We start from the raw sequence: 25,805 nt of genomic DNA, 5'->3' as shown, positions 1-25,805 counted from the left end.
GGGATAAAAATGATAACTTTAGTAGGTAAAGATTTTGCAAAAGAAGGTGTAAAATTTATATTTTATGGTCCTGCAGAGGAATGTGAAAATTGTAGATTTAAATCTTCTTGTATTGAACCTTTAGAAAGAAATAGGATGTATGAAATCCTTGCTGTTAAACCAAATTCTCAAAAATGCCCTATACATGATGATGATAAGGTTGTTCCTGTTGATGTTGAAAGAGCAGATATTCCTATCCTATTTGATTCTAGAAAAGTATTTGAAGGTTCCACTATAGTTTATGAATATCCTGACTGTGATGAATCTTGTCCATATCATGATTTATGTTTTGCAGAAGGCCTACTTGAAGAAGATAAAGTAGTAATTGTAAAAGATCATGGTAAATTTTCTGAAAAATGTAAAAAAGGATTTACATTAAATAAATTAGAAGTAAATTTTGTTGAATAATCAATATTACATTATTCTTTTTTAATCATTAAATTTTAATTTATAATAACTTTATTAATAGGTGTAATTATGAATCTTAAACAGGATGTAGGTTATAAAGCTGCTGAAGAAGTAAAAGATGGTCAAATTTTAGGGCTTGGAACAGGTTCTACTACTCATTATTTTATTGAAAAAGTAGGTATGAGAGTTAAAGAAGAAGAAATAGAAGTTATGGGAATTCCAACTTCATACCAATCAGCACTTCTTGCTCAGCAATGGAATATACCAATTACTAATCTTGATGAATATTCAATTGATTTAGCAGTAGATGGTGCTGATGAGATTGACCCTAATTTAAATTTAATTAAAGGTGGTGGAGCAGCACATACATTAGAAAAAATTGTCGATTATTCTGCAGATGAACTTATAATTATTGCTGATGATTCAAAATATGTTAATGCATTAGGAAGATTTCCAGTACCTATAGAAGTAATTCCAAAAGCAAAAACACTAGTAGAGAATACTTTAAGTGACATGGGTGCAAAAGTAGAAGTTAGAATGGGTGTACAAAAAGATGGTCCTGTAATAACTGATAATGGAAATTTCATTATTGATGCTAAATTTGATGAAATTATATCTCCTGCAGATATGGAATTGGAGTTAAATACAATTCCTGGTGTTGTAGAAAATGGATTATTTACTGAAATGGTTGATAAAGTCATTTTAGGTTCTAAGGAGGGTATTAAAGAATTAAAAATTTAAATTTATTTATTTATTATTCATTTTCATTATTCAAGTTTTAATATAATTATTTTTTAATTAATTAGGTATATATTTTAAATTCAGGCGATTTTATGACTATTCCTTATGAGTTTGAAAGGAAATTATATAGAATTTTACTTATTACAGGTATATTTATTGTTATCTATGCATTAATATGGATTTTAGTAGGTTTACATATTATTCCTTCTTTAGTACTTACATTATTTCCACCTGTACTTTTATTAATGATAGGAATGTATGTAATTTACATATCTTATTCTCGTAGATAACCTATTTTTTATTTTCATTTTATTTATTTTATTGTCTATGATGATTTCTGTGTAATTCTTTTTTTTAAATGATTATAAGAGAGTTATTAGCACGGTTTTTTTATAATATTTTTCTATTTTTTTAAAATGATTAAATAATTTGAGAATTTACGTAAAATAAAATAGTATTGTATTCTTTTAGTACATTTATAAAGACTAAAAGAACTAAAAATTTAAAATGATAATACGAGAAATTTGAAAATTGATTTAGATAAAAATTATAAAATAATTTTCGTGATAAAAAACAAACAAAATTTATTTCTTAAATAAGTAAAATTAAAAAAAAATAAAAATATAAAAAGTTTAATTAAAATTTTTAATTAAACTTTTTACTCACTTCTTCTACAGCTAGAACAAGTGGGTCTGTAACCATGGATACTGGAGGTGCATAAGCAAATTCCATATTACTTAATTCAAAGCAATTCAAACCTTCAGTTATAGCAAGAGTCATAGTATCAATTCTTTCTGCTACACGTTCTTCTGCAATAATCTGACAACCAATTATTTTACCATCAGCATCACAGATTACTTTAATATCCATAGGTTTAGCATTAGGATAATATCTTGCTCTTGTAAATGCTTCTATTTTTTGTGAAACGGTTTTAATATTATTTTGATAAGCAAAGTGGGTTGTAAGTCCTACTGCACCAAATTCTAATTTACCTACTTTAGTTACCATTGAATTTAGTACAGGATTAAATTTAGATTTCTTCCCTACAATTGTTTGTGCACAAGTTTTTGCTTGACGGACTGCTGTTGTTCCAAGTTGGGAAATTGTATTTGATTCTAAAATCGCATCATATGATTCTACACAATCACCTACAGCATAAACATCATCAACTGATGTTTTCATACTTTCATCAACAAGAATAGCCCACCTACCAATGTCACAACCAATCATTTTAGCAAGTTCTAATTCAGGTCTTACACCTGTTGCAAGGATTACCATATCTGTTGCGTATTCTTCTTCATTATCAATAACAACACCAGTAACTTTATCTTCACCACAAATTTCAGTAATAGGTTTTCCAAGAATAACATTAATTCCTTCTTGTTTTAAATATTCGGTTACAATTGAAGCCATATCAGGGTCTAAAGATTTTGGTACAATTTGAGGTAACATTTCATTTAAAATAACGTTTAATCCTAATTTTTTAAATGCAAATGCAATTTCAATACCTATAAGTCCTGCGCCGGTAACTACAACATTTTTACAATTTTTAACCCATTCTTGAACTTCTTTACCATCATCAAGTTTTCTGATTTTAAATACTCCATCTAAATCAGATCCTGAAATTGGAGGTACAAATGAATTTCCACCAGTTGCAAGAACAAGTTTGTCATATTTCATTGTTTTAACTTGTCCTTCATTTGTAAACGTTAATTCTTTGTTTTTATGGTCAACTGAAGTAACTTCTGAGTTGGTTAATACATCAATATTTTTTTCTTTATAATCTTCAGGAGTTTTCATTATAATATCATCAAAAGATTTAATATTATGTCCAAGTACATAAGGTATTGCACATGGAGAATATGCGATATAGTTATCTCTTGTGATAACAGTTATTTCTATAGTCTCGTCTAATTTCCTAATATTAGAAGCTGTAGGTAAACCTCCAGCTCCACCTCCAACAATTACAACTTTCATTATTTTTCTTCCCAATAAATTAATAATTTAAATTAATTATAATGAATATTACATTAATTATATTATATAATTATTTTCATGCTCATGTTTTTTTCATTATTTTTTTTTTAAAATTTTTATGTGGATTATAAATTTTTCATTAAGATAATCTTTAGATATTTTACTTTTTTTAGGGTGTCCGTCAAATTTTTTCATTTTATTTAAAAATCCATTAAAATTTTTTTAAAACAAGAAGGTGTTTATTAAAAATAATATAATTTGACGAAAACTTTTTAATAGGATTCAATTATTCTGAACCAGTCAGCTGTATTGATTCTAACATTTTAATAATGGTTTGGTCATCTCTTCCACTCACTATGAAGTGATAATCATCGATATCTTGTTGAATGAAATATATATCACTATCATCTTCTTTAAATACTTCAATGTCTCCATCTGTTCGCTCCAAGCTGACTTTTCGTGGATGACTCGAACCTCCTATATTGAAACCATTAAAATACCAACTTCATTGGAGTATTTTCCATTATTTTCCAAGGTAATTAAACCTCCGTACCCATAATTTGGTATGGGTTGTGTTTCAACAAAGTAAAACCCAACTGGAACATCCATTTTAAATATTGAAAAATCGTGGGTTTCTAAAGGAACTTGTCATTTTAAAGATACTCATGCAAAAATCACATATAGAGCTAAAACAATCGTTGCTGAGACAAGTGCAATTATTATTATCTTATTTTTTTCAGATGTTTTTTTTTAATTTCTGTTGGTTTATCATCGTTTTTTAATTTCGTTCCACATTTTTTATAGCATATTGTATTTTCTTCATTTAATTCTCCGCAATTTGAACAATACATTTTTTTCTCCTTATATTTATTATAACTTAACTTAATTTTTAAATCATTATTCTATAATCATATCCTTATTATCTTTCAATTTAACATTTTAATGTATGTTTTACAATATTTAAATTAAATTTCTCTAATTTTATGTATATTGTATTATTAAAGTATTAAGATATATATTTTTAGGTTTATTTTCATTTATACAAAAAAATAGCAAAGGTTTTTGCTCCCGGTGAATTCTATAAGGCAATTTTAATAATTTTTTTTTTAATAATATTTTCTCAAGGTGTGCTTATTTTACTATAAAATTTTAAATAATATTATTTAATAAATTATTAATAGTTAGCTTATATTTATTGTAATAATATTTTAAATTATATTAATTTATTTTTTTTAATTTAATTTTAATTTTTACTTATAAGCTTATTACATATCAAAATAATTATTTTGAGGTTTAAACTATGGTTAGTGTAAACGTAGAAGCAAAAAAAGTTGTAGATGAAATGATTAAAAAGGCAGATGAAATTAATGTTGCTATTTCAAAATTATCAAATGGTGCCACTGTAATTGATTGTGGTGTCAATGTTAAAGGTAGTTTTAAAGCAGGTGAATTATATACTAAAATCTGTCTTGGTGGCCTTGCTGATGTAGGGATTTCAATTCCTGGAGATTTATCTGAAAAATTCGCACTTCCTTCTGTTAAAATAAAAACTGATTATCCTGCTATTGCAACATTAGGTTCACAAGAAGCAGGCTGGTCTGTTGGTGTTGGAGATTTCTTCGCATTAGGTTCTGGACCTGCAAGAGCTTTATCCTTAAATCCTGCTGAAACTTATGAGGAAATCGGTTATAAAGATGATGCTGATTTAGCAATTTTAACTTTAGAAGCTGATGTTATACCTGGTGAAGATGTAGCACAATATGTTGCAGATGAATGTAAGGTTGATGTTGCAAATGTTTACTTACTCGTTGCTCCTACTTCTTCTCTTGTTGGATCTATTCAAATTTCTGGAAGAGTTGTAGAAAACGGTACTTATAAAATGTTAGAATTCCTTAAATTCGATGTTACTAAAGTTAAACATGCTGCAGGTATTGCACCTATTGCACCTGTAACTCCTGATGGATTAAAAGCTATGGGAAGAACTAATGATGCTGTATTATTTGGTGGAAGAACTTATTATTATCTTGAATCTGAAGAAGGAGATGACATTGAAGCTTTAGCTAAAGAAGTTCCATCATCTGCTGCTGAAGGTTATGGGGAACCATTCTATGATACTTTTAAAGCTGCTGGTTTCGATTTCTATCAAATTGATAAAGGAATGTTTGCACCTGCAGAAGTAGTTATAAATGATTTAACTACGGGTAATGTTTACAAAGAAGGATATGTAAATGTAGAATTACTTAAAAAATCATTTGGTGTTTAAGTAGATTTCATTTATTCAATTAGTTTTCAACTAATTTACTCTTTTTTTTATTTTTTATTTAAAATAGTTTTTCTTAATTTAAAGTTTTTTTTTAATTTTTTAATATTAATTTTATTTTTACATAAAAATTTTATATTATTTTTATATAAATTTAAATTAATTATTTCTTAATTTTTTTAAGGTGGGAAAATGATTATTAAGGATAGTTTAGTTATTAATTCAAGAACCAGATTTCAGATTATTGATATAACTCAATATATTAATGAAAAAATAGTTAAATCTTCAGTTTCACTTGGATTAATAAATATTTTTACAAAACACACTACCTCTGCAATTATCATTAATGAAAATGAGCAGGGTCTTGGTTGTGATATTCAAAATATTTTATATGATTTAATACCTGAGAGAAATGAGTATAGTCATGATATTATAGATCATAATGCTCATTCACATTTAAAATCACTATTTTTATCTCCTCAGGAAACAATTCCTATTGTTGATGGCCGTATGGATTTAGGTACATGGCAATCAGTTTTTTTCATAGAATTGGATGGGCCACGCTCTAAAAGAAAAGTAGATTTGACTATAATAGGAGAATAAATATTTTGGTGTTGTTAAATAATTTATACTTTTAATCCTCCACTACATCTAATTTTTATTTCGTTTGAACAATTTCATTGATTTAGAAATGCCTAATAGGGAAACATTGTCTAATGAAGATTGTTTTATTTTGTTTTTATAGAATGTTTCTTCATCAAAACTACCTTTTTCTTTCTCTTCATTAATCTCGCTAACAATCTTATTTACTATATCTTGGTAAAATTCTACTGATTTGTCATGAGGCATATCTTTTGTTGGAGTGTAAACTTGAGAGACTATAGTACCAACTATGCCTCCATTTATCATCATGCTTCTTTCATAAAGAAAAATGTCTTTAACAATTAAATCCTTATAGAGTCATATACTTCAAGAAATACTGGTTCAATTTTTTCAAAATATTTTCTATCCATTCCATTATTGGTACTTTTAGAAATATTTTTATATCTATAAGAAGCAGTTTTATCTAAGACAAAATCCCTAGCTTTACTTTTTGCAAATAAACCACTTAATTTGCCTGAAATTTTATCATCAAAATCGATTATATTATCATACATATCTTTATTTTCATTAGCAGATGTTTTTTCTTCATCATCTGATAATTGATTATCTTTAATATTTATATCATTATTTTGAATAGAAGAAGCTGTTTTAATTATATGTGAACCACAATTTGGACAAAAATAACTTTCTTCAGCTTCATAACCACAAGTAGAACATTTTACCATTTATTCGCCCCTATTAGAAAAAAATTAAAATTTGTTTTATTGTTATTTTGGTCTATGGAACTATAATTTACATATTTACTTTTCTTAAAACTATTTTGAATGGATTATTAGGATTAGTTTGTGATGGATTTTGCATTTAGCAGAAATTTAGAATTATTGTCTGCTTTTGCACCCACTTTGAACATTCTATAGAAAATTTCTTCTAACTATTTAAAATAATTTGTCTTCAACAGTTTCTCCATTTGCTAATGCCATAGCAGATTTATATGAATCATATATAGCATAAATCAATACAATAACATATGGGATAAATAATAAGAAAACTCCAATTATTGCACATATTAATATTATAATACCTTTCTTTGGAAGTCCTAAATAGAAATGCCCTAAACCTGGAAGAATAAGTGACAAAACCAAAGCTAGAACTTCACTTTTATCTGATTTGCCTATAGTACTTGATGTCTGTCTAACACCACATTTTGGACAGATTTCTGCATTAAAATCAATTTCAGAACAACAATTAGTACAATATTTAATATTATTATCATTATCATTATCATTACTGTTATTATCATTAGTTGATAAATTATCAGTTTCTTTATTTTCATTTTTTATAGCTGAACCACAATTAGGGCAGAATTTTTCATCGCCTATCTCTTTTCCACAAACTGGACAAGTTGTCATATTAATCACCTATTTTATAAAAATTTATCTTTAAAACTTATAATAGAAGATTTAATCTCATTTTCAGAAATATTATTGGAAATTTTAGTAGTATTCCTATTAATAGTAAGTTTGTCTTTATTTTATGTTTAACAAATCTATATCCAATTTAATAAATCCTAATTCGACTTTTTTATACAAATCAGAATCATTATCAATTATTTCTATAGCATCTGTATTAAATAAATCCATAATTTTTAGAAATACGAATTTATGATGTTGTTTTTCATATTCTGGAATATCTACACCTTCATATATTTGGTCTAATAAAATTTTGACAAGGTTTATAAAATCTTCTTTTTCTTGGGCATTTTGATCTAATTTAAATTCATCAGGAGCCAAATTAGTATTGATTAAAAACATATCATCTTCTTCGTCGTTTATATAAAAACAATATCCCTTATTTTTTATATAAATAGCACATACTTTATCTTCTTCTATTATATTTGCTTCAACTTTTTTATAACCATCTGGAGGCATTAAAAAGTTTAATTTACGAACAATCATTAATTTCACATTAAATTATTTAAGTAACCAAGGATTACTTATTTAAATCCAACACATTAAATGTATATTCTTTTCTAAGCTCAGAAATAGTTACAACTAATTAGTTTAGAATTATACGCATTGATAATAGATTGCCCTCATTCATCTAGTATTTAACAAAACTATTAATTTTCTAGATTTTACAGAAATTATAAAAACGGAATAAAACCAATAGTCAACAAATAAAAAAAGTTTTTAAGAGACTTAATCTCTTAAAAATTCAATTTCAAACATTATAATAGGATATTCTATATCAAAATTAGTAATTACTTCTGGTGAAACTTCACCAAAGAATCCTTCAATATTTCCATTTTTAGAATTTCCTTTAATGTTTGCAACTCTACCTTGAATAAAACTAGGATTGTCAGAATCAAAAACTTCCATAGTATAACCTAAATTAGAGAGTACATTAGATACAATAGATTTCATTTCAGTAAAGTTTGCATTTGAATGACATACTGCTCCTGCAAGTTTTTTACCAGTCCTTACATTAAATTGAGTACTTTCATCTATGTATAGAACATCACCAATTTCAAATATTTTTTGAGGCAAATCTTCTGCTTTATTATCATCTAAAAATTCTAGTAAATTATTTAGTAAACTGGTTCTAATCATAGTTCCTTCAACACTAATAGGTTTTGATACTTGAACATGTTCTGTTTCTTTCTGTAACATCTTTTTATAATGTGATTCTTCTGAAGTTAACATTAAACTCATTACTTCATTAAATCCTAAACCTACCATAAGTTCACGAATGGTTTTTTCTCCTTTAAACCAGTCATGTTCGTATGCAACAGTACTGATTTCTGGAAGTTTACTTGGAATTTTATTAATACAGTATTGTATTGCAACATTTTCAACAATGTCTACTTCGTGTAAAATATCACATCTAAATGGAGGAATTTTAACTTTTAACTCATTAGGACTTATGATTTCAGCATCAAATCTTGCTTTTTCAAGTAATAATTTAACATCTTCACTATTAAGTGAAGTTCCACCAATAAGTTCATTACATAAATCAACATTTACTAATTTTTCTTTTGGACTTAAATTAGGGGTTGTAAAGCTTTGATCTTCATAAACCATTTCCATACTTTTAATTTGTCCACCAACTTCTGCAAATGATGATACTAAAATGTTTAAACTGTCTTCTACAGCTTTTTTATCAGTACCTGTCACATCAACAATAATGGTGTGAGTATCTTCAGTAAGTTTGGTTAATTCTCCATTAATAATTGGGGGCATTGATAAGATTCTATCTTCACTATCTAAAATTAAGGGGTATTTGTCAAAGTCTTCAAGAAGATGTGCATATTTTTTTCCTGTTTCATGTTCTGTAAATATTTCGCCAGGTTTAAGTTTTCTATCCATTTCAAGAGGGATAAAGGGGTTTTCATCTTTTTCGGTCGCTATATATTTATAATCTCCACTTATCACATCTGCATTATGTACGCCTATAGCTACTTTTTTTCGGTCTCTTCCAATTACCCAATGAAGATTTTCTTGAAAATCCATAATATATTTGATCTTATTTCCACTAAAATCTACATTTTCGATTTTTGCAAAAGCAATATATGGCCTAATTTTTTCCACTTCTTTTGAAATGTAAACCTTTTCACCTGAAGATTCTACATTGTATTGGGGAAGGCCTGTTTCCTGTGATAAAAATCCTTTAAGGGATCTTGCAACCCCTTCAACAGATAAATTATCTGGACGGTTTGGGAAGAACTCTACTTTTATTTCTTTATCATTATAATCCTCTATGTCACTCCCAATCATGGGTAATGTATTAATAAGCTTTTCTTTTTCAATATTTATTCCTAAATCTTTTAAATCATCATATTCAAATGTAATTACCGGCATGAGTTGTTCTCCCTTAATTATTTTTTTTATAAATGATATAATAATTTTTAGTAGCTATTTGTTTTAGTAACTAATTTTTTGATTTTTTAAAATCCGAATATTATAATAAATATTGCCGATTCAATAATAAAATGTAATGTTCTATGTTGTATTGCAGACATATCTTGTATAAATAATGTATGGCATATATCGATAGATAAATGTATTAATGCAGCTATTACTCCTATTTCAATATTTAAGAAAATAATTGAAATTAGAATAAAATGGAATAGTGCTTCTAAAAGTTCATGAAATAACCATGCCAACTTATTGTCTTTTGTTGTAGTATTTAGCATACCTCCAAATACGATATAGAAATTACTAAATACATCCCAAACTAATCGGCCATGTATTAAATCACTTACAGCTAATGCAATCGCAATATAAAACCATAAATGTTCCATTTTTATTTCTCCACAAGATTTTAAAAAATATTTTAACTTAATTTCATTTACATACTTTTAATTTTAATAATTTTTATTTAAATTTCAATTGTTTTCAAGATAATATTAATTTTAATATTTAATAGAATATCATTATCTATTTATTTTATTAATTATATTAATAAATATTTATTTATTATTAAATTTATATTAAATAGTGTTGTAAAGATTTATTTTAATTTTTTATAAATATTATTTAAAAGCTTATAATTTTTTATTAATACTTTAAAAACTTTTTTATAGGGAAATTATGTCTGCTAAAAATATAGAAAAGGATTATGACCATAATAAGGAAAAAATATGGCAAGAAAAATGGCAAGATGATGAAATTTTTAAATATCTTGGTGATGGAACAAGACCAAGATATATTATTGATACTCCACCACCTTATCCAACTGGAAAATTACATTTGGGCCATGTATTAAATTGGGTTTACATGGATATGGATGCAAGATATAGGCGTTTAAAAGGTTATGATGTATTATTCCCTCAAGGTTGGGATTGTCATGGTCTTCCTACTGAAGTGAAAGTTGAAGAAACTCATAATATTAAGAAAAATGATGTTTCAAGATCAGAATTTAGAAAAATGTGTGTAGAATTAACCACAGAAAATATTGCGCTTATGCGTCGTCAGATGCAATCAGTGGGATTTTCACAGGATTGGAGTCGGGAATTTATTACAATGACTCCAGAATATAGAAAAAGAACTCAATTGTCTTTTTTAAAGATGTATGATCAGGGCTTAATTTATAGAGGTATCCACCCTGTATATTGGTGTCCTAGATGTGAGACAGCTATTGCATTTGCAGAAGTCGAATATTCTGATAATAAATCTCAATTAAATTATGTTAATTTCCCACCTGCAGATTTGTCTGATGTTAGTAATATTCCTGAAGATAACTCTTATATTAAATCTGATTCAAACAAGGTTGATCCTAAAGAGAAGGGGATTTTAATTGCAACTTCAAGACCGGAACTTATGTCAGCATGTGTTGCAGTTGTTATTCATCCAGAAGATGAAAGATATAATCATCTTTTAGGAAATTATGTAGAAGTACCTTTAACTTCACAAAAAGTTAAAATTATCGCTGATGAAGAAGTAGATCCAGAATTTGGTACTGGGGCTGTAATGATTTGTACCTTTGGGGATAAAACTGATGTATCATGGGTAAATAAATATGATTTGGATATTATTGAAGCTATTACAGAACAAGGAATTATGACATCTGCTGCAGGTAGGTTTGAAGGTATGAGCTTAAAAGATGCTAAAATAGCATCTATTAATGATTTAAAAGAAGAAGGATATCTTATTAAACAAGAAGATCTTGATCAAAATGTAGGTCAATGTTGGAGATGTAAAACACCAATTGAAATTTTAGTTAAAAAACAATGGTTTATTGCAGTTAGAAAATTAATAGATGATGTCAAAAAATCTTCTAGTGAGATTAGATGGATACCAGACCATATGGAATCAAGACTTTTAAATTGGGCAGATTCTATGGAATGGGATTGGTGTATTTCTAGGCAAAGGTTATTTGCAACTCCAATACCTGTATGGTATTGTAAAGAATGTGGTAAAGTAATATTACCAAATGAAGAAGATTTACCAATAGATCCAACTGAAGATATGCCAAAACAACCATGTGAATGTGGCTGTCAAGAATTCATTGCTGAGACTGATGTTTTAGATACTTGGATGGACAGTTCAATTTCTCCACTTTCTGTTGCTAATTGGCCAGATCCTTCTTATGTAAAGGATTTCCCTTCTACCATTCGTCCTCAAGGACATGATATTATTCGTACATGGACATTTTATACAATGCTTAGATGTTTAGCATTAACTGGTGAAAAACCATGGAATGATATTATTATTAATGGTATGGTATTTGGTGAAGATGGATATAAAATGAGTAAATCCCGGGGAAATGTTATTGGGCCTGAAGAGGTTATAGATGAATATGGTGCTGACCCTTTAAGGGCATGGGCTGCAAACAGTCTTCCAGGCTCTGATGTTGCATTTGCATGGAAGGATATTAAACATGGATATAAATTCCTTAGAAAATTCTGGAATGCATTTAGATTTATTAGTATGCACATATTCTCTAGTGATGACTTATCAAATTCATGTAAAATTGAAAAATATTTAAACCCTATGGATAAATGGATTATAGCTAAATTTAATTTATTAAATAGAATTACAGATCAAGCTTTCAGTGATTTTGAATATGCAAAGACTATAACCAGTATTGAACAATTTGTATGGCATGATTTCTGTGATGAATATATTGAAGCTGTAAAATATAGGTTATATGGTGATGATGTAAGTGAGGAGTCAAGAATTGCTGGAAAATTCACCTTAAAATTCATTGTTGAAAACACTTTGAAACTACTTTCTCCAATTACTCCTTTCTTTACAGAAGAAGTATATCAACACTTCAGTAGCGAAAGTATACATATTCAACAATGGCCGGATATAATAGAAACATTTGATGATGATTTCTTAAGGGTTAATGGTGATTTATCTATTGAATTAATTGATGAGGTTAGAAGATTCAAATCTTCAAATAAAATACCCTTAAATGTTCCTATTAATGTGGTAAATGTTTATACCAATGAAGATTTGAAGGACATTTTTAATTTATACTCCGAGGATATTAAAGGAACCTTAAAAATCACAGAGCTTAACATTCAAACTGGTAAACCTGATGTTCATGAAAAGGTAATTGAAGTCGAACCAGATATGAGTAAAATTGGCCCAGAATTTAGAAAAGATGCTGGTAAGGTTATTGGATATATTAAATCTCACTCTCCAGAGGAAATTGCAAAAGAACTTGACCAATCAGGTAAACTAACCATTGATGAGTTGGAAGTAGGTCCTGATTATTTAAATCTTAAAACTGAAGTTCTTGGCTCAACTGGAGAAAAAGTTGATATTTTCCAATCTGAAAAATTAGATATTATTTTAGAAGTAATTCGTTAATTATTATATTTATTAAAACTATTATGAAATGATTATTATGAAATTAAAATTTAAGGGTTGTTTAGAATTAGGTGGTGAAGTTAAAGCACCTTCTTCTAAAAGTTATACTCACAGAGCAATTATTTTAGCTTCACTTGCAAAAGGTAGAAGTTTAATTTTTAATCCATTATTGTCAGAAGATACACTAGCTACTTTATCTGCATGTAATGATTTAGGAGCAAATATTACTAATTTTGGAGATTATCTTGAAATTGAAGGACTTGCAGGTAAAGTCAAACCTAATTTTGAACCTTTAATTTCAGGTGTTAAAAGAGAACCAGTAATTAATTTAGCAAACTCCGGGACTTCTTTAAGACTTTTAACCTCTATTGCAGCATTAGGAGATAAAAAAGTAATTTTCACTGGTGATGCATCACTTCAAACAAGACCAATGGATGATCTTTTAGATGCATTAAGTCAACTTGGCGTTAAAATAGAATCAACAGGGGGCAATGCACCTATTACAGTTTATCCTGGTTTTATTGGAGGACAATCACAAATTTCTGGAAATGTTTCATCACAATTTATATCCTCTATTTTAATTTCAGCACCACTTACTAAAGAAGGTGTAAAACTTGAAGTTTTACCTGAATTTGTATCTAGGCCTTATGTTGATATGACGATCGATGTTATGGAAAAATTTTCTGTAAATGTTAAAGACATTAATTTAGAAAATAATATTACTAGCTTTAATATTTCACCTCAAGAATATACTGCTTGTGAATATATTGTTGAGGGTGATTATTCTTCTAGTTCTTATTTACTTGCTGCTTGTGGAATTTTTGGGGGGGAACTTAGAATATTAAATTTATTTAAAGATTCTAAACAAGGAGATAAAATAATATTGGATATTATTGAAAAAATGGGTCCAACGATTATCCGTGAAGATACTTATATTATTATTAAATCTGATGGTAATTTAAAAGCAATTCCTGAAGTAGATTTATCAGATGCTCCTGATTTATTGATTACTGTAGCTATTTTAGCTTCACTTGCAGAAGGTACAACTAAAATAACTGGTATAGGACATACAAGATTTAAAGAAACAGATAGAATTGCAACTACATGTGAAGAACTTAGAAAATGTGGATGTAAACTTGAGGAGTTTGAAGATGAGATAATTATTTATGGAAAAACATTAGATACTAAGGAGAATTTTTTAGTTTCTTCACATAAAGACCATAGATTGGCTATGGCATTTAGTTTACTTAATCTTAAAGGTTATAATATTACTGTTGAAGATGGGGATGTATTTAATGTCTCTTTTCCTAACTTTATAGAATTAATGTCTCAAATCGGTGTTGATTTAGACTTAAGTTATGATTAATTAATAAGTTATGTTAATATAAATAATTATAAATTAGCTTAGAGTATAATTAGAATTATTAGTTAATAAGTCTATTAAACATAATTAAGCTTATTAGCATATATATTATTTATCATATCTTTATTAAGTATTAAGTTTATTAGAATATTAGAGGAATTTTATGTGTGATGATAGGGTTATAAAAATAGAAAAAATCATGGAAATATTAAAGAGAAATTATACTATACGGGTTTTACGTGAAAGAGATCCTTATGAAGTTTTAATTAGAACTATTTTATCTCAAAGAACTAGAGATGAGAATACAGACCAAGCTACTGATAATTTATTTAATGTTTATCCTGATATTTATGCAGTTTGTGATGCACCGATAGAAGATGTTGAAAAGCTTATCAAGCCTGCAGGTTTTTATAGGGTTAAAGCAAGCCGTATTAAGGAAGTTTCAAAATTATTAATAGACCAATATGGCGGAATTGTTCCAAATAATATTGAAGAATTAGTTGAACTTCCAGGTGTTGGTAGAAAAACTGCTAATTGTGTTTTAGTTTTTGCATTTAATGAGCCAGCTATTCCTGTTGATACTCATGTTCATAGGATTTCCAATAGATGGGGTCTTGTTTCTACAAATAAACCTGAAGCTACTGAAATGGCTCTTATGGAATTTGTTCCTAAAGATTTGTGGATAGAATTAAATGATTTAATGGTTCAATTTGGTCAAACAATTTGTAGGCCTATTTCACCCCAATGTGAAGTTTGTCCAATTTCAGACTATTGTGATTATGATCCCTTAAGTGATGAAAAAAATAAAGATTAATTTATTTTTTATTATTCTTATTTTTCATTATACTTTTTTTAGAATTTTTTAAAATTTTTATCAAAAAGTTTATAAGGAAGGAAAACTAATATAACAATAGTTATATAATTTTTTATTTAATATTTTTCATAAGCTAATATAAGTTTTAGAGATTTTATAACAATTGTTATATTTAAATATTAATTATATAACGAAAATTTTAATAGTGAATTTTTGGATAAATAAATTGTAAAAATATTTAAAGCATTATTTGAATTAATTGTTTTAAAACCTATAATATATTTATGGGTTTTTTTACTAAATAATTTAATTAATGCTTTAAATTTAATTTGATTTAATTGAAATTTTTATATTATTAAAATTTGAAATTGTAAAAAATATTGAATAAATAATTTATAAAAAAATTTAATTAAATAATAAATAGAAATTAAGGAAATATTTTTTACATTTAGAATTATTTTTATAAAAAAACAACGAGTATAATAAAAGAATCATTAGGTGATAATATGGTTAACCTTCCAGAGATAACTAGAGGTATTGCAGAAAATATAACAGAAACAGTAGGTAACACTCCTCTTGTAAGATTAAATAATTTGGCAGGAGATTTAGATGCAGATGTTCTTGTAAAACTTGAATCTTTTAATCCTATAAGTAGTGTAAAAGATAGAGTGGGTCTTGCATTAATTGAAGACTTGGAAGAAAGAGGACTATTAAATGAAGATTCAACAATTATTGAAGCTACAAGTGGAAATATGGGTATTGGACTTGGTTTTGTTGCTGCACAAAGAGGTTATAAAGTAATTTTCACTATGCCTGATACAATGTCATTAGAAAGGAGAAAATTACTAGCTATATTCGGTGCAAAAATCGTTTTAACTCCTGGTAGTGAGGGTATGGGTGGAGCTATTAAAAAAGCAAATGAATTACTGGAGGAAATTCCAAATTCAATTAATCCGGGACAATTTGTAAATCAAGCTAATCCTAAATTCCATAAAAAAACCACTGCACAGGAAATATTAAGAGATACTGATGGTAAAGTGGATATTGTTGTAGCGGGTGTAGGTACTGGTGGAACTATTACTGGTATTTCAGAAGGTATTAAAGAAGTTAATCCTAATTTAAAAGCAGTTGCAGTTGAACCTGATACTTCACAGGTTTTAGGAAAAGGCACTCCGGGTCCTCATAAAATCCAGGGAATTGGTGCTGGATTTATACCTGAAACATATCATGGTGATGCAGTTGATGAAATATTCCCTGTAAAAGATGAAGATGCAGCATCAACCTTACTTAATCTCGCTAAAAAAGAAGGTATTCTTGCAGGTATCTCTTCAGGTGCAGCAACATTTGCAGCATTACACTTAGCTAAATTAGAAGAAAATAAAGGTAAAACTATCGTTGCTATTTTACCTGATACTGGTGAGAGATACTTGTCTGTTGATTGGATATTCAATGACTTATATACTGAACATGGTCCTGAAGTTTTCCCAATGGAATAACATAATATAGTTTTTTTAATTTTTCATATAAAAACAATTTTTTATTTCGTTTAATTTTTAATCTCTCTTTTTAATTTTTTTTAAATTTTTCATATTTTTAAAATTTTTTTCAAAATTAGAACAAGGTTTAAAATTTCTATTTTATAAAAAAATCATTATAATTTTTAATTATTCCATTAAAATAAACCTATACATGTAAATTTTTATTATTTACTAAATAATTTCTATTTAAAAATTAAGAATAATATTTATATATTTTAATTTTAAAATTATATGTATATTTAAATTTTACTGTTAATCTTATTTTTTTAATTATTTAATAATCGGTGATTAAGATGTTTAAGCGAATGAAGGAAGATATCAAATCTGCTAAAGCAGGAGACCCTGCTAGCCGTAGTAGTGTAGAAGTCTTATTTTGTTATCCAGGGATTTGGGCTATTTGGTTTCATCTTATTAATCATTGGTTATGGAATAAAGGTGCTAAATTCTTAGCAAGATTCTTTTCAACAATTGCTAGATTTCTAACTGGTATTGAAATACATCCTGGAGCACAAATTGGTCGAAGAATCTTTATAGACCATGGTATGGGCATAGTTATAGGTGAAACTGCAATTGTTGGTGATGATGTATTATTATACCAAGGAGCAGTTTTAGGAGGTACTTCACTTGAAAAGAAAAAAAGACATCCTACTATTGAAAATGATGTGGTAGTTGGTGCAGGTGCAAAGGTACTGGGTAATGTAACTATTGGTGCACATTCTAAAATAGGTGCAGGTTCAGTTGTTTTAAAAAATGTTCCACCAAACTCTACTTGTGTAGGGGTTCCTGGGCGTATTGTTAGAAGTGAAGATACTATTTCTCCTTTAAACCTTGAACATAGTAAACTTCCTGATCCTGTTAAAGAATCTTTAAAACATTTACTTCAACGTCAAGATAAGATTGAAGAGGAAATTCAGACACTTAAAAAATTCCATGGTATTGATGATCCGGATTTTAAGTATAATGATTGTAAGGAATTTGAAAATGATATGATTTTTAAAGATTAATATAATTAGTATTTTTCATAATTTTCAATTTCTAAATTTTTTTTAAAATATAAATTAATATTTATTCCTTATTTTTTTATTGAATAAATATTTTTTATGTATTTTTTATTATCCATTGAATTTTTTTCTAATTAGGCTTTATAATTTTAATTTATTGAATTTTTTAAAAATTATTCATTTACAAAGATGTTATAATAAATATAACAATAGTTTTATATATTATTAAAGTTATAATATACTCAAGTTTACTTATATAGAATTTATTTTTAATTGATTTATTAAATTCATATATATGAATTAATGGTGATATTATGAAACCTCCTTGTGAAATGGTAGTTTGGTATGTTATTCCTGCAATTAGATCAGAATTGGCTAAACAACTTTTAGACCTAGGAATGAAACAAAAAGATATTTCTGAATTAATGGATATTACTCAACCTGCTGTAAGTCAATATATTACAGATAAAAGAGGTAGTGAACTAATTCTTTCAGATAATATTAAGGATTTAGTAAAAGAATTTGCATTTGATTTATATAATAAAAAAGCTACTAAACTTGATATTATTCCACGTACCTGTAGTATATGTAAACAAATCAAGGCAGAAGATGTAATGTGTCAATTACATCATGAAAAAGGTAATATGCCTTTAGAATGTCATGCCTGTTTAGGTTCCAAGGCCCATCATTAATTTTTTCAATTAATTTTTTCAAATGTTTATAATTCTTTAAATTTTTATAAAAATAGATGTTTTAAAAAACTTTATATATTATAAAAAATACATATGTTTATATACTGTTTTTAATAAAGTATTTTTATCAAATTATTTATGGCAAGGTGACCGAGAGGCTTAGGTGCGTGGCTGCAGACCATGATACTGGGGTTCAAATCCCTATCTTGCCTTTTTTAATATTTATTCTGTTTTTTTCTAGTTATACACTTTTAATAAAATATTTATTTTTTTCTTGTTTTATTTTTAAATAATATTTTAATTAAATTTTTAAATATTTACAAAATTTTATATGTTATTATTTTAAAAGATTAGTATATATTTATTAAATAAATAAAATAAGAAAATATAGTTTTTATATTTTTTAAAAACTTAAAGGATTGTTTTAAATTTATATATTTTAATTTTAATTTTAATTATTTTAAAAAATTATTTGTCTTTAAAGAAGAGTGGAGATAAAATGAATACTAAAATTAAAAACAATGGTGCTACATTAAAAGTATATTCTACACTTAGTCGTAGAAAGGAATATTTTAAATCAAGGAATAAAAACAGAATAAAATTCTTTGTTTGTGGACCTACTGTTTATAATGATGCTCATATAGGTCATGGTAGAACCTATGTTTCATTTGATATGATAAAAAGATATTTAGAATATAAAGGATATTATGTATTATATATGCAAAACATTACAGATATTGATGATAAGATTATTAACCGTGCAAAAGATCTTGCTAAAGCGAGTGATGATTTAAGTGATTTATGTTCTGATTTAGCAAGAAAATATGAACGTAGATACAAAGAAGATATGGAATCCTTAAATATTAAAAGTGTTAATCTTTTTATGAGAGCAACAGATCATATGGATGAAATTATCTCACAAATTCAAAGATTAATTGACAAAGGATATGCTTATGTAACTGAAAATGGTGTGTATTTTGAAGTTAATAAGTTTGAAGAATTTGCAAAATTATCAAATAGAAAAATTGATGAACTTGAAGGTCATAGACTTCAGGCAGATTCAACTAAAAAAGATGAAAAAGACTTTGCATTATGGAAAGTTAGAACATCAACTGAATATTATGGTGAACCTGTTTGGAATTCTCCATGGGGTAAAGGTAGACCTGGATGGCATATTGAAGATACAGCTATTACTGAAGAATACTTTGGAGAACAATATGATATTCATGGAGGAGGTCTAGATTTAATATTTCCTCATCATGATGCAGAAATTGCTCAAATGGAAGCATTATCTGATAAAAAACCTATGGTGAATTATTGGTTCCATACTGGATTTTTAAATGTTAACGGGGAAAAAATGTCAAAATCTCTTGGAAATTTCATTACAATTAGAGAATTGCTTAAAGAGGTTTCTCCTGAAACATTCAGATTCTTTGTACTTTCAACTCATTACAGAAGTCCAATTGATTTTTCAAAAGATAGTCTTCATCAAGCAGGTAAAAGCTTAAATAAAATCAAATCTTACATTGCAGATATTGATGCATTATTAAATGATCATTTTGATGATGAAGATGAAATAGAAAATCAAATAGATCTTATAGAATCAACTTCATATGATGTTTTAAAAGGAACAATTGTTTCATTTTTCAATGCAATGGATGATGATTTTAATACTCCTAAAGCTATATCCTCAATATTTGAATTAATAAATAATTCTAAAAAAGAATTAAATGATTTGAATATAAAAGATATTTTGGCTATTAAAGGATTTTTACTTGCTGTAAATGATATTTTAGGAATCATATTCATTGATGATGAATCATCAAGAGATAATGAAGAAGAATTATTGGATTTAATTACTGATATTAGGGCTAAACTTAGATTAGAAAAACAATATGAATTATCTGATGATATTCGTACTCGTTTAACCGATTTGGGTTATGAAATCAGTGATTAAATTTTAGTTTACAATCTCTTTTTTTTAATTTTATTTTAATATTCTTAAAGATTAAATAGTTTCTAATTTTTTTATTTTTATTTATTCATATTTTCAATTATTTTCTTTAATCCTATTCAAATTTTTAATATAATTTTAAAATTATTTTTATTTTTTCTTTATTAATTTTTAATAAACTCTTAATTTTACTAAAAAAATAAAGCAATATTTATTAATTACTTATAATAAAAAAATTAACAATATTTATTATAATACACTTTGCATTTTTAATGGAAAATAATTTTTTAGTAGTTATCGTAATAAATTATTTATAATACTTATGATTAAAAATTAGATAAATCAAAAAATTTTTAAAAAAATTATATTTGTAACTTCCTTTTTATATTTTAAGGAGATTAATATAATTTTTATTAAATTATTCGATATTCAAATAAATTTTATAAATAGACATAGTTAATCTAAATAAATTAAATATTTTCTATTTATTTTTAAATATTATTAGTTTATCAATGATTATTAAAGGAGTCAAAATATATGACAAATATTGACAAAATGTTTAAACCAGATTCTGTTGCTATTATTGGAGCATCAAATTCTGAAGGTAAAATTGGATATATTGTAGTGGATAATATGGTAAAATGTGGTTTCGAAGGATCTATTTTCCCTATTAATCCTAAAGACGATGATGTTCAAGGATTAAAAGCTTATAAAAACGTTATAGATTTGCCTGAAGTACCTGATTTAGCACTCATTTGTATTCCTTCTATGGGAGTAAATGCAGTACTTGAAGAATGTGGTGAAAAAGGTGTTAAAAATATAGTGGTTATTACTGCAGGATTTAAAGAAGTTGGTGGAGAAGGAATAGAGTTAGAGAAAAAACTTGTTGAAATTAAAGATAAATATGATATGAATCTTATTGGGCCTAATAGTTTAGGTATTACAGATTCTCAAACTCCTATTAACTGTTCATTCTCCCAATCTATGACTCCTAAGGGAAATATGGCTTTCATATCTCAAAGTGGAGCAATGATGGTAGCTATTATTGATTGGAGTAAAATTTCAGGAATTGGATTTAGTAAATGTGTTTCATTAGGTAATAAAGCAGGTATTAATGAAATAGAACTTATTCATGAGTTGGCTGAAGATAAGGATACTGCAGTTATTTTACTTTATCTTGAAAGTGTATCTGAAGATAAAGACTTTATTAGAACTATTAGAGAAGTATCTAAGAAGAAACCAGTTGTAGTTCTTAAATCTGGTTCAAGTGCTGCAGGAGCAGCAGCAGCATCTTCACATACAGGTGCACTTGCAGGAAGTGACAATGCATTTACCACTTCATTTGAACAATCAGGTATTTTCCGTGTAGAAACAATGGATGAATTATTTAAAATAGGTTTAGCTTTCTCCAAATGTCCTCTTCCAAAAGGATCTAATGTAGGTGTTATTACTAATGCAGGTGGTGGAGGAGTAATTTCTGTAGATGCTATGGAAAAATATGGGCTTGATATAGCAAAATTATCCAAAGAAACTACCAAAAAATTAGATGCAGTAATTCCTGAAGAAGGTACAAGTAATAACCCTATTGATGTATTAGGTGATGCACCTGTAAGTAGGTATCAAGATTCATTAGATATTCTTTTAAAATCAGATGATGTGGATGCATTAATTATAATTGTTTGTCCTACTGCAAAAGCAAACCCTGATAAAATTGCAGATTCATTAGTTAAAGAATATAAACATTATAAAAATAAACCTGTTTTAGTTGTTAACATGGGTGGACCTTCATTTGATTATGCAAATGAAGTTTTAATGGAAAATGGTATTCCAACTTATGTTTTCCCAGAAGATGCAATTGAAGCTTTAAGTTATTTAACTAAATTTGCTGAATTACAAAATCTAGAATATGATTATCCTATAGATAATTTAACTGATGTTGATAAAGATGCTGTAAGTAAAATTTTCTCTAAAGTTAAAGCTGATGGAAGAGATACATTACTTGGAAGTGAAGCTTATGCAGTAGCAGAAGCATATGGAATTTCAGCTGCACCTATTAAACTTGCAACTACTGCAGATGAAGCAGGAAAACTTGCAGAAGATATGGAATTCCCTGTTGTACTTAAAATTGCATCAGATAAAATTTTACATAAATCTGATATTGGGGGTGTAAAAGTAGGTATCAATTCAGTTAATGAAGCTAAAGCAGCATTTGATGAAATTATAGCAAATGCAAAAGCAGCTCATCCAGATATTACTCCGGATGGTGTAGAAGTACAAAAAATGATGGATTCTGGTATTGAAGTACTTGTTGGAATGATCCGTGATAAACAGTTTGGACCTATGATTGCATTTGGTATGGGTGGAATTTATGTAAATCTTATTGAAGATGCAGAATTCAAAATTGCTAATGGTTTAACTAGTTATGAAATTGATCAATTAATGGAAAACACTAAAGTTTATAAATTATTAGAAGGTTTCCGTGGTGAAGCACCTGGAGATATTGATGAAGTTAAAGATACAATTAAACGTGTTGCACGTTTAACACTTGACTTTGATGAAATTTCAGAATTAGATATAAACCCTATATTTGTTTATGAAAAAGGTTCAAGTGCTTTAGATATTAAAATTAAATTATAATTAATTTATAATTTATTTTATTATTTTTCACTTTTTCTAATATTTTTTAGATTTTCATTATTTTTGTATTTTTACAATTTTTTTAGTATTTTAACTGTTTTACTAATTTTAGTATTTTTATGGTTTTACTATTTTTTGTATTTCATTGCTTTCTTTTTTTAGTATTTAAACTGTTTTACTATTTAGTATCTTTTTACTATTTTCACTTAAAACCTTTTTATTTAAATTTTAATGAAAAAAATTGAATAAATAGATTTTTAAAAGTTGAAAGAATTTAATTGGTTTTCTATAAAACTTTTATTAAATAAATTAAATTTTAAAAATTTCATCGCTGAATTTTCCAGGAATTTCTCTAGCTTTTAAAGTTTTAACATATGATTTTCTAGGATCATTATAATCAATATTTATACACATTCCATCTGTTGCAGCAAGTGTTCTAATTCCCGTATCCCATTTAATTTTTTTTGCTGCTCTAATCGGATTTTCTTTTAGAAATTTATAACCAAAATGGGTCATAATTGCAAGTTTAGGTTTTATTTCTTTAATCAGATTTTCAAAATCCTGACAACACATATGTCCTTTAAGTCCTTTATCTCCTGGGCGTAAAACACTTCCAATTAAAATATCTGCATCTTTATGGTACCTGCTAAGTTCTTCAAAATATTTGGTGTCTGAAGTATAAGATATTTTTGTATGTCCAGTATCAATTTGAAAACCAACTCCACAAGGGTCTCCATGAATTGTTCGGGTTCCTTTTATTTTAAACTTATCAAAATCAATTTCCTCATCAGGCGTTATTATGTGAGTTTTAGAATTAGTTTTGTGATAATTGGAAATACTAGGTCCCCATTGGTCTACTCCTTCCATAACACTTTTACTTCCAATTATATGACCATAATTTCTTATCATTCCTTTAGTCATTGATTCAATTAATATTTCTGCATCATTATAATGGTCTGTGTGGCAGTGGGAAATAAAAATTCCATTAATTTGACTTGGATTAAGTTTGTATTGGAGACTTCTAATAAGTGCACCTGGACCTGGATCTACATGAAGGTTAAAACCATGAATATTATCTATTCTAAATCCGCCACTCATCCTTTTTTGACTAATCGTGGCAAATCTTCCGCCTCCAGTCCCTAAAAATGTAATTTTCATTTCTCTCACATTTAATTTTCAATTTTAAAAGTGTATAAAATTCATTAATATAAATTTATTATTTTGCATTTCAGCTGCTTTTTAATTATTTTGTATTACATAAAACAATATTACAATTAAGGGAAATATTATTTTTTTCAATACATAAGTTTCCATCCTTTATAATTACTTTATCATCTATACTTACAAAGTTTGAAACATTATCTTCATCTATAATGTTTCCATCATTATCTTTATTAAGTAACATTATCACTTCTTCATTTGGTTTAGATAATAATTTCCAGTTTGTATCATAAGCTTCTACATTATTTTCCAGAACAACATTTAGAATTTTACCATTGATATTTGAAATACGACCAATATTGCCTTCATTTATGAGTTTTGAAGTAATTTCCATACTCTCATTAGCTTTATCAAGTTCCTCTGTTAATTGATTTCGATATTTTTCTAAAAGTCTTTTGTCCCTATCTTCTGTTTTATCAAGATATTCTTGAGCTGTTGTTGGTGTTAAACTGTCATCTTTTCCAATTAGAACATCAACTTCTTTTCCAACAGAAGGTGTTTTATCAGCAATTTCTTTAATAATCTCTTCAAAAATATCTCCCATATATTTAAGACTAATATTAGATTTCCATCTTTCTTTAACAAGAGGATTTGCTATAGATTTTGCAATTTTGTTACCAAAAATAATAATTCCACTTGCACCTTTGTCTTTACTTTTTAATGTAGATCCTACAAGTTCAATTATTTGATAACCATTAGTAGTTCCATAAATACGTTTTCTTTTAACTTCCATTGTGGTTTTAGTTGAAACTTCTCCCATAACTGCTGTACCGATTTTTTTAATTTTATGAGTATCATCTGTAATTTTTAAGGTAAGGTCTCTTTTTGCAGCTTCTTTATATAATTCTTCATCATTGCGTATATTTCCAGAATATAATTTAGATTCTAATTCTTCTCTTTCATTTTTATTTCCAAAATATGCAATTCTTCTTTTGTCACTAGCCATTACACAGCCTTTTTTTCCAATATATGCAATTATTATACTCATTTTGACACCTATTTTTTAATAAGTATTTATTTTAAACATAAATAATTGAATTATTATAATATTAACCAATTTTTTATAAATATACAATTTATTATACTTTTATTTATTATCCTTTTTATAAATTGTTGTAAACTAAATGAAATTAAATTTTTAAAATAATCTATTTCTATTTTTCTAGAATTAGAAAATTATTAGAATTTAAATAAATCTAATAAATAATCATTTTCTTATAAATTTGTTTATTTTATCA

The 25,805-nt window shown here is 26.8% G+C and carries 25 protein-coding genes and 1 tRNA gene; 14 read left to right on the top strand and 12 right to left on the bottom strand.

The features are described 5' to 3' along the window. The first annotated feature begins 9 nt into the window (after positions 1-9). The 3 genes from QZ146_RS00520 to QZ146_RS00510 all read left to right on the top strand — a co-directional run bounded on the left by QZ146_RS00520 (position 10) and on the right by QZ146_RS00510 (position 1,478). Positions 10-447 (top strand): UPF0179 family protein, encoded by a 438-nt coding sequence (locus QZ146_RS00520; RefSeq protein WP_295721402.1) that lies wholly within the window; start codon positions 10-12, stop codon positions 445-447. Between the two features lie 69 nt (positions 448-516). Beyond that, positions 517-1,188 carry a ribose-5-phosphate isomerase RpiA gene (gene rpiA / locus QZ146_RS00515; RefSeq protein WP_295721400.1) on the top strand — a complete coding sequence of 224 codons (672 nt, stop codon included), beginning with the start codon at positions 517-519 and terminating at the stop codon, positions 1,186-1,188. Positions 1,189-1,280: 92 nt separating this feature from the next. Then, positions 1,281-1,478, top strand: coding sequence for a hypothetical protein (locus QZ146_RS00510; protein WP_295721398.1), 198 nt, complete (start codon positions 1,281-1,283; stop codon positions 1,476-1,478). Positions 1,479-1,833: 355 nt separating this feature from the next. Here the strand turns inward: QZ146_RS00510 and QZ146_RS00505 are convergent, their stop codons facing one another. The 4 genes from QZ146_RS00505 to QZ146_RS00490 form a co-directional block, all read right to left on the bottom strand. Then, positions 1,834-3,165 carry an FAD-dependent oxidoreductase gene (locus QZ146_RS00505; protein WP_295721396.1) on the bottom strand — a complete coding sequence of 444 codons (1,332 nt, stop codon included), beginning with the start codon at positions 3,163-3,165 and terminating at the stop codon, positions 1,834-1,836. 286 nt (positions 3,166-3,451) lie between these two features. Then, complete coding sequence (locus tag QZ146_RS00500; RefSeq protein ID WP_295721394.1) at positions 3,452-3,613, bottom strand: hypothetical protein; 162 nt, start codon at positions 3,611-3,613, stop codon at positions 3,452-3,454. A 29-nt stretch (positions 3,614-3,642) separates the two neighbouring features. Further along, the gene (locus tag QZ146_RS00495; protein ID WP_295721392.1) at positions 3,643-3,774 is read right to left on the bottom strand and encodes a hypothetical protein; all 132 of its coding nucleotides are present in this window, start codon (positions 3,772-3,774) and stop codon (positions 3,643-3,645) included. Between the two features lie 113 nt (positions 3,775-3,887). Then, entirely contained in the window at positions 3,888-4,016 is a 129-nt protein-coding gene (locus tag QZ146_RS00490; RefSeq protein WP_295721390.1) for a hypothetical protein, read from the bottom strand. A gap of 449 nt (positions 4,017-4,465) precedes the next feature. Between QZ146_RS00490 and mch the strand changes: the two genes are divergently transcribed. Together mch and QZ146_RS00480 are read left to right on the top strand one after the other, a co-directional pair. Then, positions 4,466-5,428, top strand: a complete 963-nt coding sequence (gene mch, locus QZ146_RS00485) for a methenyltetrahydromethanopterin cyclohydrolase (RefSeq protein ID WP_295721388.1) — start codon at positions 4,466-4,468, stop codon at positions 5,426-5,428. 189 nt (positions 5,429-5,617) lie between these two features. Next, a complete protein-coding gene (locus tag QZ146_RS00480; protein WP_295721385.1) occupies positions 5,618-6,028 on the top strand; it encodes a secondary thiamine-phosphate synthase enzyme YjbQ in 411 nt (136 codons plus the stop codon). A gap of 48 nt (positions 6,029-6,076) precedes the next feature. On the opposite strand, the gene QZ146_RS00475 is transcribed toward QZ146_RS00480, so the two are convergent. The 6 genes from QZ146_RS00475 to QZ146_RS00450 all read right to left on the bottom strand — a co-directional run bounded on the left by QZ146_RS00475 (position 6,077) and on the right by QZ146_RS00450 (position 10,328). After that, positions 6,077-6,334, bottom strand: a complete 258-nt coding sequence (locus tag QZ146_RS00475; protein WP_295721383.1) for a hypothetical protein — start codon at positions 6,332-6,334, stop codon at positions 6,077-6,079. Positions 6,335-6,369: 35 nt separating this feature from the next. Continuing rightward, entirely contained in the window at positions 6,370-6,753 is a 384-nt protein-coding gene (locus QZ146_RS00470; protein ID WP_295721381.1) for a hypothetical protein, read from the bottom strand. 210 nt (positions 6,754-6,963) lie between these two features. Further along, positions 6,964-7,437: a hypothetical protein gene (locus tag QZ146_RS00465; protein WP_295721379.1), complete on the bottom strand. Its 474-nt coding sequence runs from the start codon at positions 7,435-7,437 to the stop codon at positions 6,964-6,966. Positions 7,438-7,554: 117 nt separating this feature from the next. Further along, positions 7,555-7,983: a hypothetical protein gene (locus QZ146_RS00460; protein ID WP_295721377.1), complete on the bottom strand. Its 429-nt coding sequence runs from the start codon at positions 7,981-7,983 to the stop codon at positions 7,555-7,557. Between the two features lie 243 nt (positions 7,984-8,226). Next, positions 8,227-9,885 (bottom strand): phenylalanine--tRNA ligase subunit beta, encoded by a 1,659-nt coding sequence (gene pheT / locus QZ146_RS00455; RefSeq protein WP_295721375.1) that lies wholly within the window; start codon positions 9,883-9,885, stop codon positions 8,227-8,229. 86 nt (positions 9,886-9,971) lie between these two features. Further along, positions 9,972-10,328 (bottom strand): hypothetical protein, encoded by a 357-nt coding sequence (locus QZ146_RS00450; RefSeq protein WP_295721373.1) that lies wholly within the window; start codon positions 10,326-10,328, stop codon positions 9,972-9,974. 289 nt (positions 10,329-10,617) lie between these two features. Between QZ146_RS00450 and QZ146_RS00445 the strand changes: the two genes are divergently transcribed. The 9 genes from QZ146_RS00445 (at position 10,618) to acs (ending at position 23,346) form a co-directional block, all read left to right on the top strand. Then, positions 10,618-13,347: a valine--tRNA ligase gene (locus QZ146_RS00445; protein ID WP_295721371.1), complete on the top strand. Its 2,730-nt coding sequence runs from the start codon at positions 10,618-10,620 to the stop codon at positions 13,345-13,347. A gap of 37 nt (positions 13,348-13,384) precedes the next feature. Next, a complete protein-coding gene (aroA, locus tag QZ146_RS00440; protein WP_295721369.1) occupies positions 13,385-14,713 on the top strand; it encodes a 3-phosphoshikimate 1-carboxyvinyltransferase in 1,329 nt (442 codons plus the stop codon). 160 nt (positions 14,714-14,873) lie between these two features. Beyond that, positions 14,874-15,524 carry an endonuclease III gene (gene nth / locus QZ146_RS00435; RefSeq protein WP_295721368.1) on the top strand — a complete coding sequence of 217 codons (651 nt, stop codon included), beginning with the start codon at positions 14,874-14,876 and terminating at the stop codon, positions 15,522-15,524. A gap of 506 nt (positions 15,525-16,030) precedes the next feature. Next, a complete protein-coding gene (cysK, locus tag QZ146_RS00430; RefSeq protein WP_295721367.1) occupies positions 16,031-17,020 on the top strand; it encodes a cysteine synthase A in 990 nt (329 codons plus the stop codon). A gap of 335 nt (positions 17,021-17,355) precedes the next feature. Continuing rightward, positions 17,356-18,066, top strand: a complete 711-nt coding sequence (gene cysE, locus QZ146_RS00425) for a serine O-acetyltransferase (protein ID WP_295721365.1) — start codon at positions 17,356-17,358, stop codon at positions 18,064-18,066. Between the two features lie 311 nt (positions 18,067-18,377). Next, a complete protein-coding gene (locus QZ146_RS00420) occupies positions 18,378-18,755 on the top strand; it encodes a transcriptional regulator (protein WP_295721364.1) in 378 nt (125 codons plus the stop codon). Positions 18,756-18,895: 140 nt separating this feature from the next. Beyond that, positions 18,896-18,967, top strand: a tRNA-Cys gene (locus QZ146_RS00415). A gap of 287 nt (positions 18,968-19,254) precedes the next feature. Next, positions 19,255-20,712 (top strand): cysteine--tRNA ligase, encoded by a 1,458-nt coding sequence (gene cysS / locus QZ146_RS00410; RefSeq protein WP_295721362.1) that lies wholly within the window; start codon positions 19,255-19,257, stop codon positions 20,710-20,712. A 534-nt stretch (positions 20,713-21,246) separates the two neighbouring features. After that, positions 21,247-23,346 carry an acetate--CoA ligase alpha subunit gene (acs, locus tag QZ146_RS00405; RefSeq protein ID WP_295721360.1) on the top strand — a complete coding sequence of 700 codons (2,100 nt, stop codon included), beginning with the start codon at positions 21,247-21,249 and terminating at the stop codon, positions 23,344-23,346. Between the two features lie 309 nt (positions 23,347-23,655). Here acs and QZ146_RS00400 read toward each other — a convergent pair whose 3' ends face one another. Next, positions 23,656-24,504: an MBL fold metallo-hydrolase gene (locus QZ146_RS00400; protein WP_295721358.1), complete on the bottom strand. Its 849-nt coding sequence runs from the start codon at positions 24,502-24,504 to the stop codon at positions 23,656-23,658. A gap of 85 nt (positions 24,505-24,589) precedes the next feature. After that, positions 24,590-25,555, bottom strand: a complete 966-nt coding sequence (locus tag QZ146_RS00395) for a DUF2121 domain-containing protein (RefSeq protein ID WP_295721356.1) — start codon at positions 25,553-25,555, stop codon at positions 24,590-24,592. Positions 25,556-25,805: the final 250 nt, after the last annotated feature.

The sequence above is a fragment of the uncultured Methanobrevibacter sp. genome (assembly GCF_905235195.1).
Classification (GTDB): Archaea; Methanobacteriota; Methanobacteria; order Methanobacteriales; family Methanobacteriaceae; genus Methanarmilla.
The sequence above is the reverse complement of the archived record's forward strand: the minus strand, read 5'-3'. Positions and strand labels throughout refer to the sequence as shown.

Coding starts and splice junctions, on each gene's coding strand:
- rpiA (WP_295721400.1), top strand. CDS start 517: ATGAATCTTAAACAGGATGTAGGTTATAAAGCTGCTGAAGAAGTAAAA.
- QZ146_RS00480 (WP_295721385.1), top strand. CDS start 5,618: ATGATTATTAAGGATAGTTTAGTTATTAATTCAAGAACCAGATTTCAG.
- QZ146_RS00465 (WP_295721379.1), bottom strand. CDS start 7,437: ATGACAACTTGTCCAGTTTGTGGAAAAGAGATAGGCGATGAAAAATTC.
- cysS (WP_295721362.1), top strand. CDS start 19,255: ATGAATACTAAAATTAAAAACAATGGTGCTACATTAAAAGTATATTCT.
- QZ146_RS00395 (WP_295721356.1), bottom strand. CDS start 25,555: ATGAGTATAATAATTGCATATATTGGAAAAAAAGGCTGTGTAATGGCT.
- cysE (WP_295721365.1), top strand. CDS start 17,356: ATGTTTAAGCGAATGAAGGAAGATATCAAATCTGCTAAAGCAGGAGAC.
- QZ146_RS00520 (WP_295721402.1), top strand. CDS start 10: ATGATAACTTTAGTAGGTAAAGATTTTGCAAAAGAAGGTGTAAAATTT.
- cysK (WP_295721367.1), top strand. CDS start 16,031: ATGGTTAACCTTCCAGAGATAACTAGAGGTATTGCAGAAAATATAACA.
- acs (WP_295721360.1), top strand. CDS start 21,247: ATGACAAATATTGACAAAATGTTTAAACCAGATTCTGTTGCTATTATT.
- QZ146_RS00445 (WP_295721371.1), top strand. CDS start 10,618: ATGTCTGCTAAAAATATAGAAAAGGATTATGACCATAATAAGGAAAAA.
- aroA (WP_295721369.1), top strand. CDS start 13,385: ATGAAATTAAAATTTAAGGGTTGTTTAGAATTAGGTGGTGAAGTTAAA.
- QZ146_RS00400 (WP_295721358.1), bottom strand. CDS start 24,504: ATGAAAATTACATTTTTAGGGACTGGAGGCGGAAGATTTGCCACGATT.
- QZ146_RS00450 (WP_295721373.1), bottom strand. CDS start 10,328: ATGGAACATTTATGGTTTTATATTGCGATTGCATTAGCTGTAAGTGAT.
- QZ146_RS00490 (WP_295721390.1), bottom strand. CDS start 4,016: ATGTATTGTTCAAATTGCGGAGAATTAAATGAAGAAAATACAATATGC.
- pheT (WP_295721375.1), bottom strand. CDS start 9,885: ATGCCGGTAATTACATTTGAATATGATGATTTAAAAGATTTAGGAATA.
- QZ146_RS00470 (WP_295721381.1), bottom strand. CDS start 6,753: ATGGTAAAATGTTCTACTTGTGGTTATGAAGCTGAAGAAAGTTATTTT.
- QZ146_RS00460 (WP_295721377.1), bottom strand. CDS start 7,983: ATGATTGTTCGTAAATTAAACTTTTTAATGCCTCCAGATGGTTATAAA.
- nth (WP_295721368.1), top strand. CDS start 14,874: ATGTGTGATGATAGGGTTATAAAAATAGAAAAAATCATGGAAATATTA.
- QZ146_RS00475 (WP_295721383.1), bottom strand. CDS start 6,334: ATGATAAATGGAGGCATAGTTGGTACTATAGTCTCTCAAGTTTACACT.
- mch (WP_295721388.1), top strand. CDS start 4,466: ATGGTTAGTGTAAACGTAGAAGCAAAAAAAGTTGTAGATGAAATGATT.
- QZ146_RS00420 (WP_295721364.1), top strand. CDS start 18,378: ATGAAACCTCCTTGTGAAATGGTAGTTTGGTATGTTATTCCTGCAATT.
- QZ146_RS00510 (WP_295721398.1), top strand. CDS start 1,281: ATGACTATTCCTTATGAGTTTGAAAGGAAATTATATAGAATTTTACTT.
- QZ146_RS00495 (WP_295721392.1), bottom strand. CDS start 3,774: ATGGATGTTCCAGTTGGGTTTTACTTTGTTGAAACACAACCCATACCA.
- QZ146_RS00505 (WP_295721396.1), bottom strand. CDS start 3,165: ATGAAAGTTGTAATTGTTGGAGGTGGAGCTGGAGGTTTACCTACAGCT.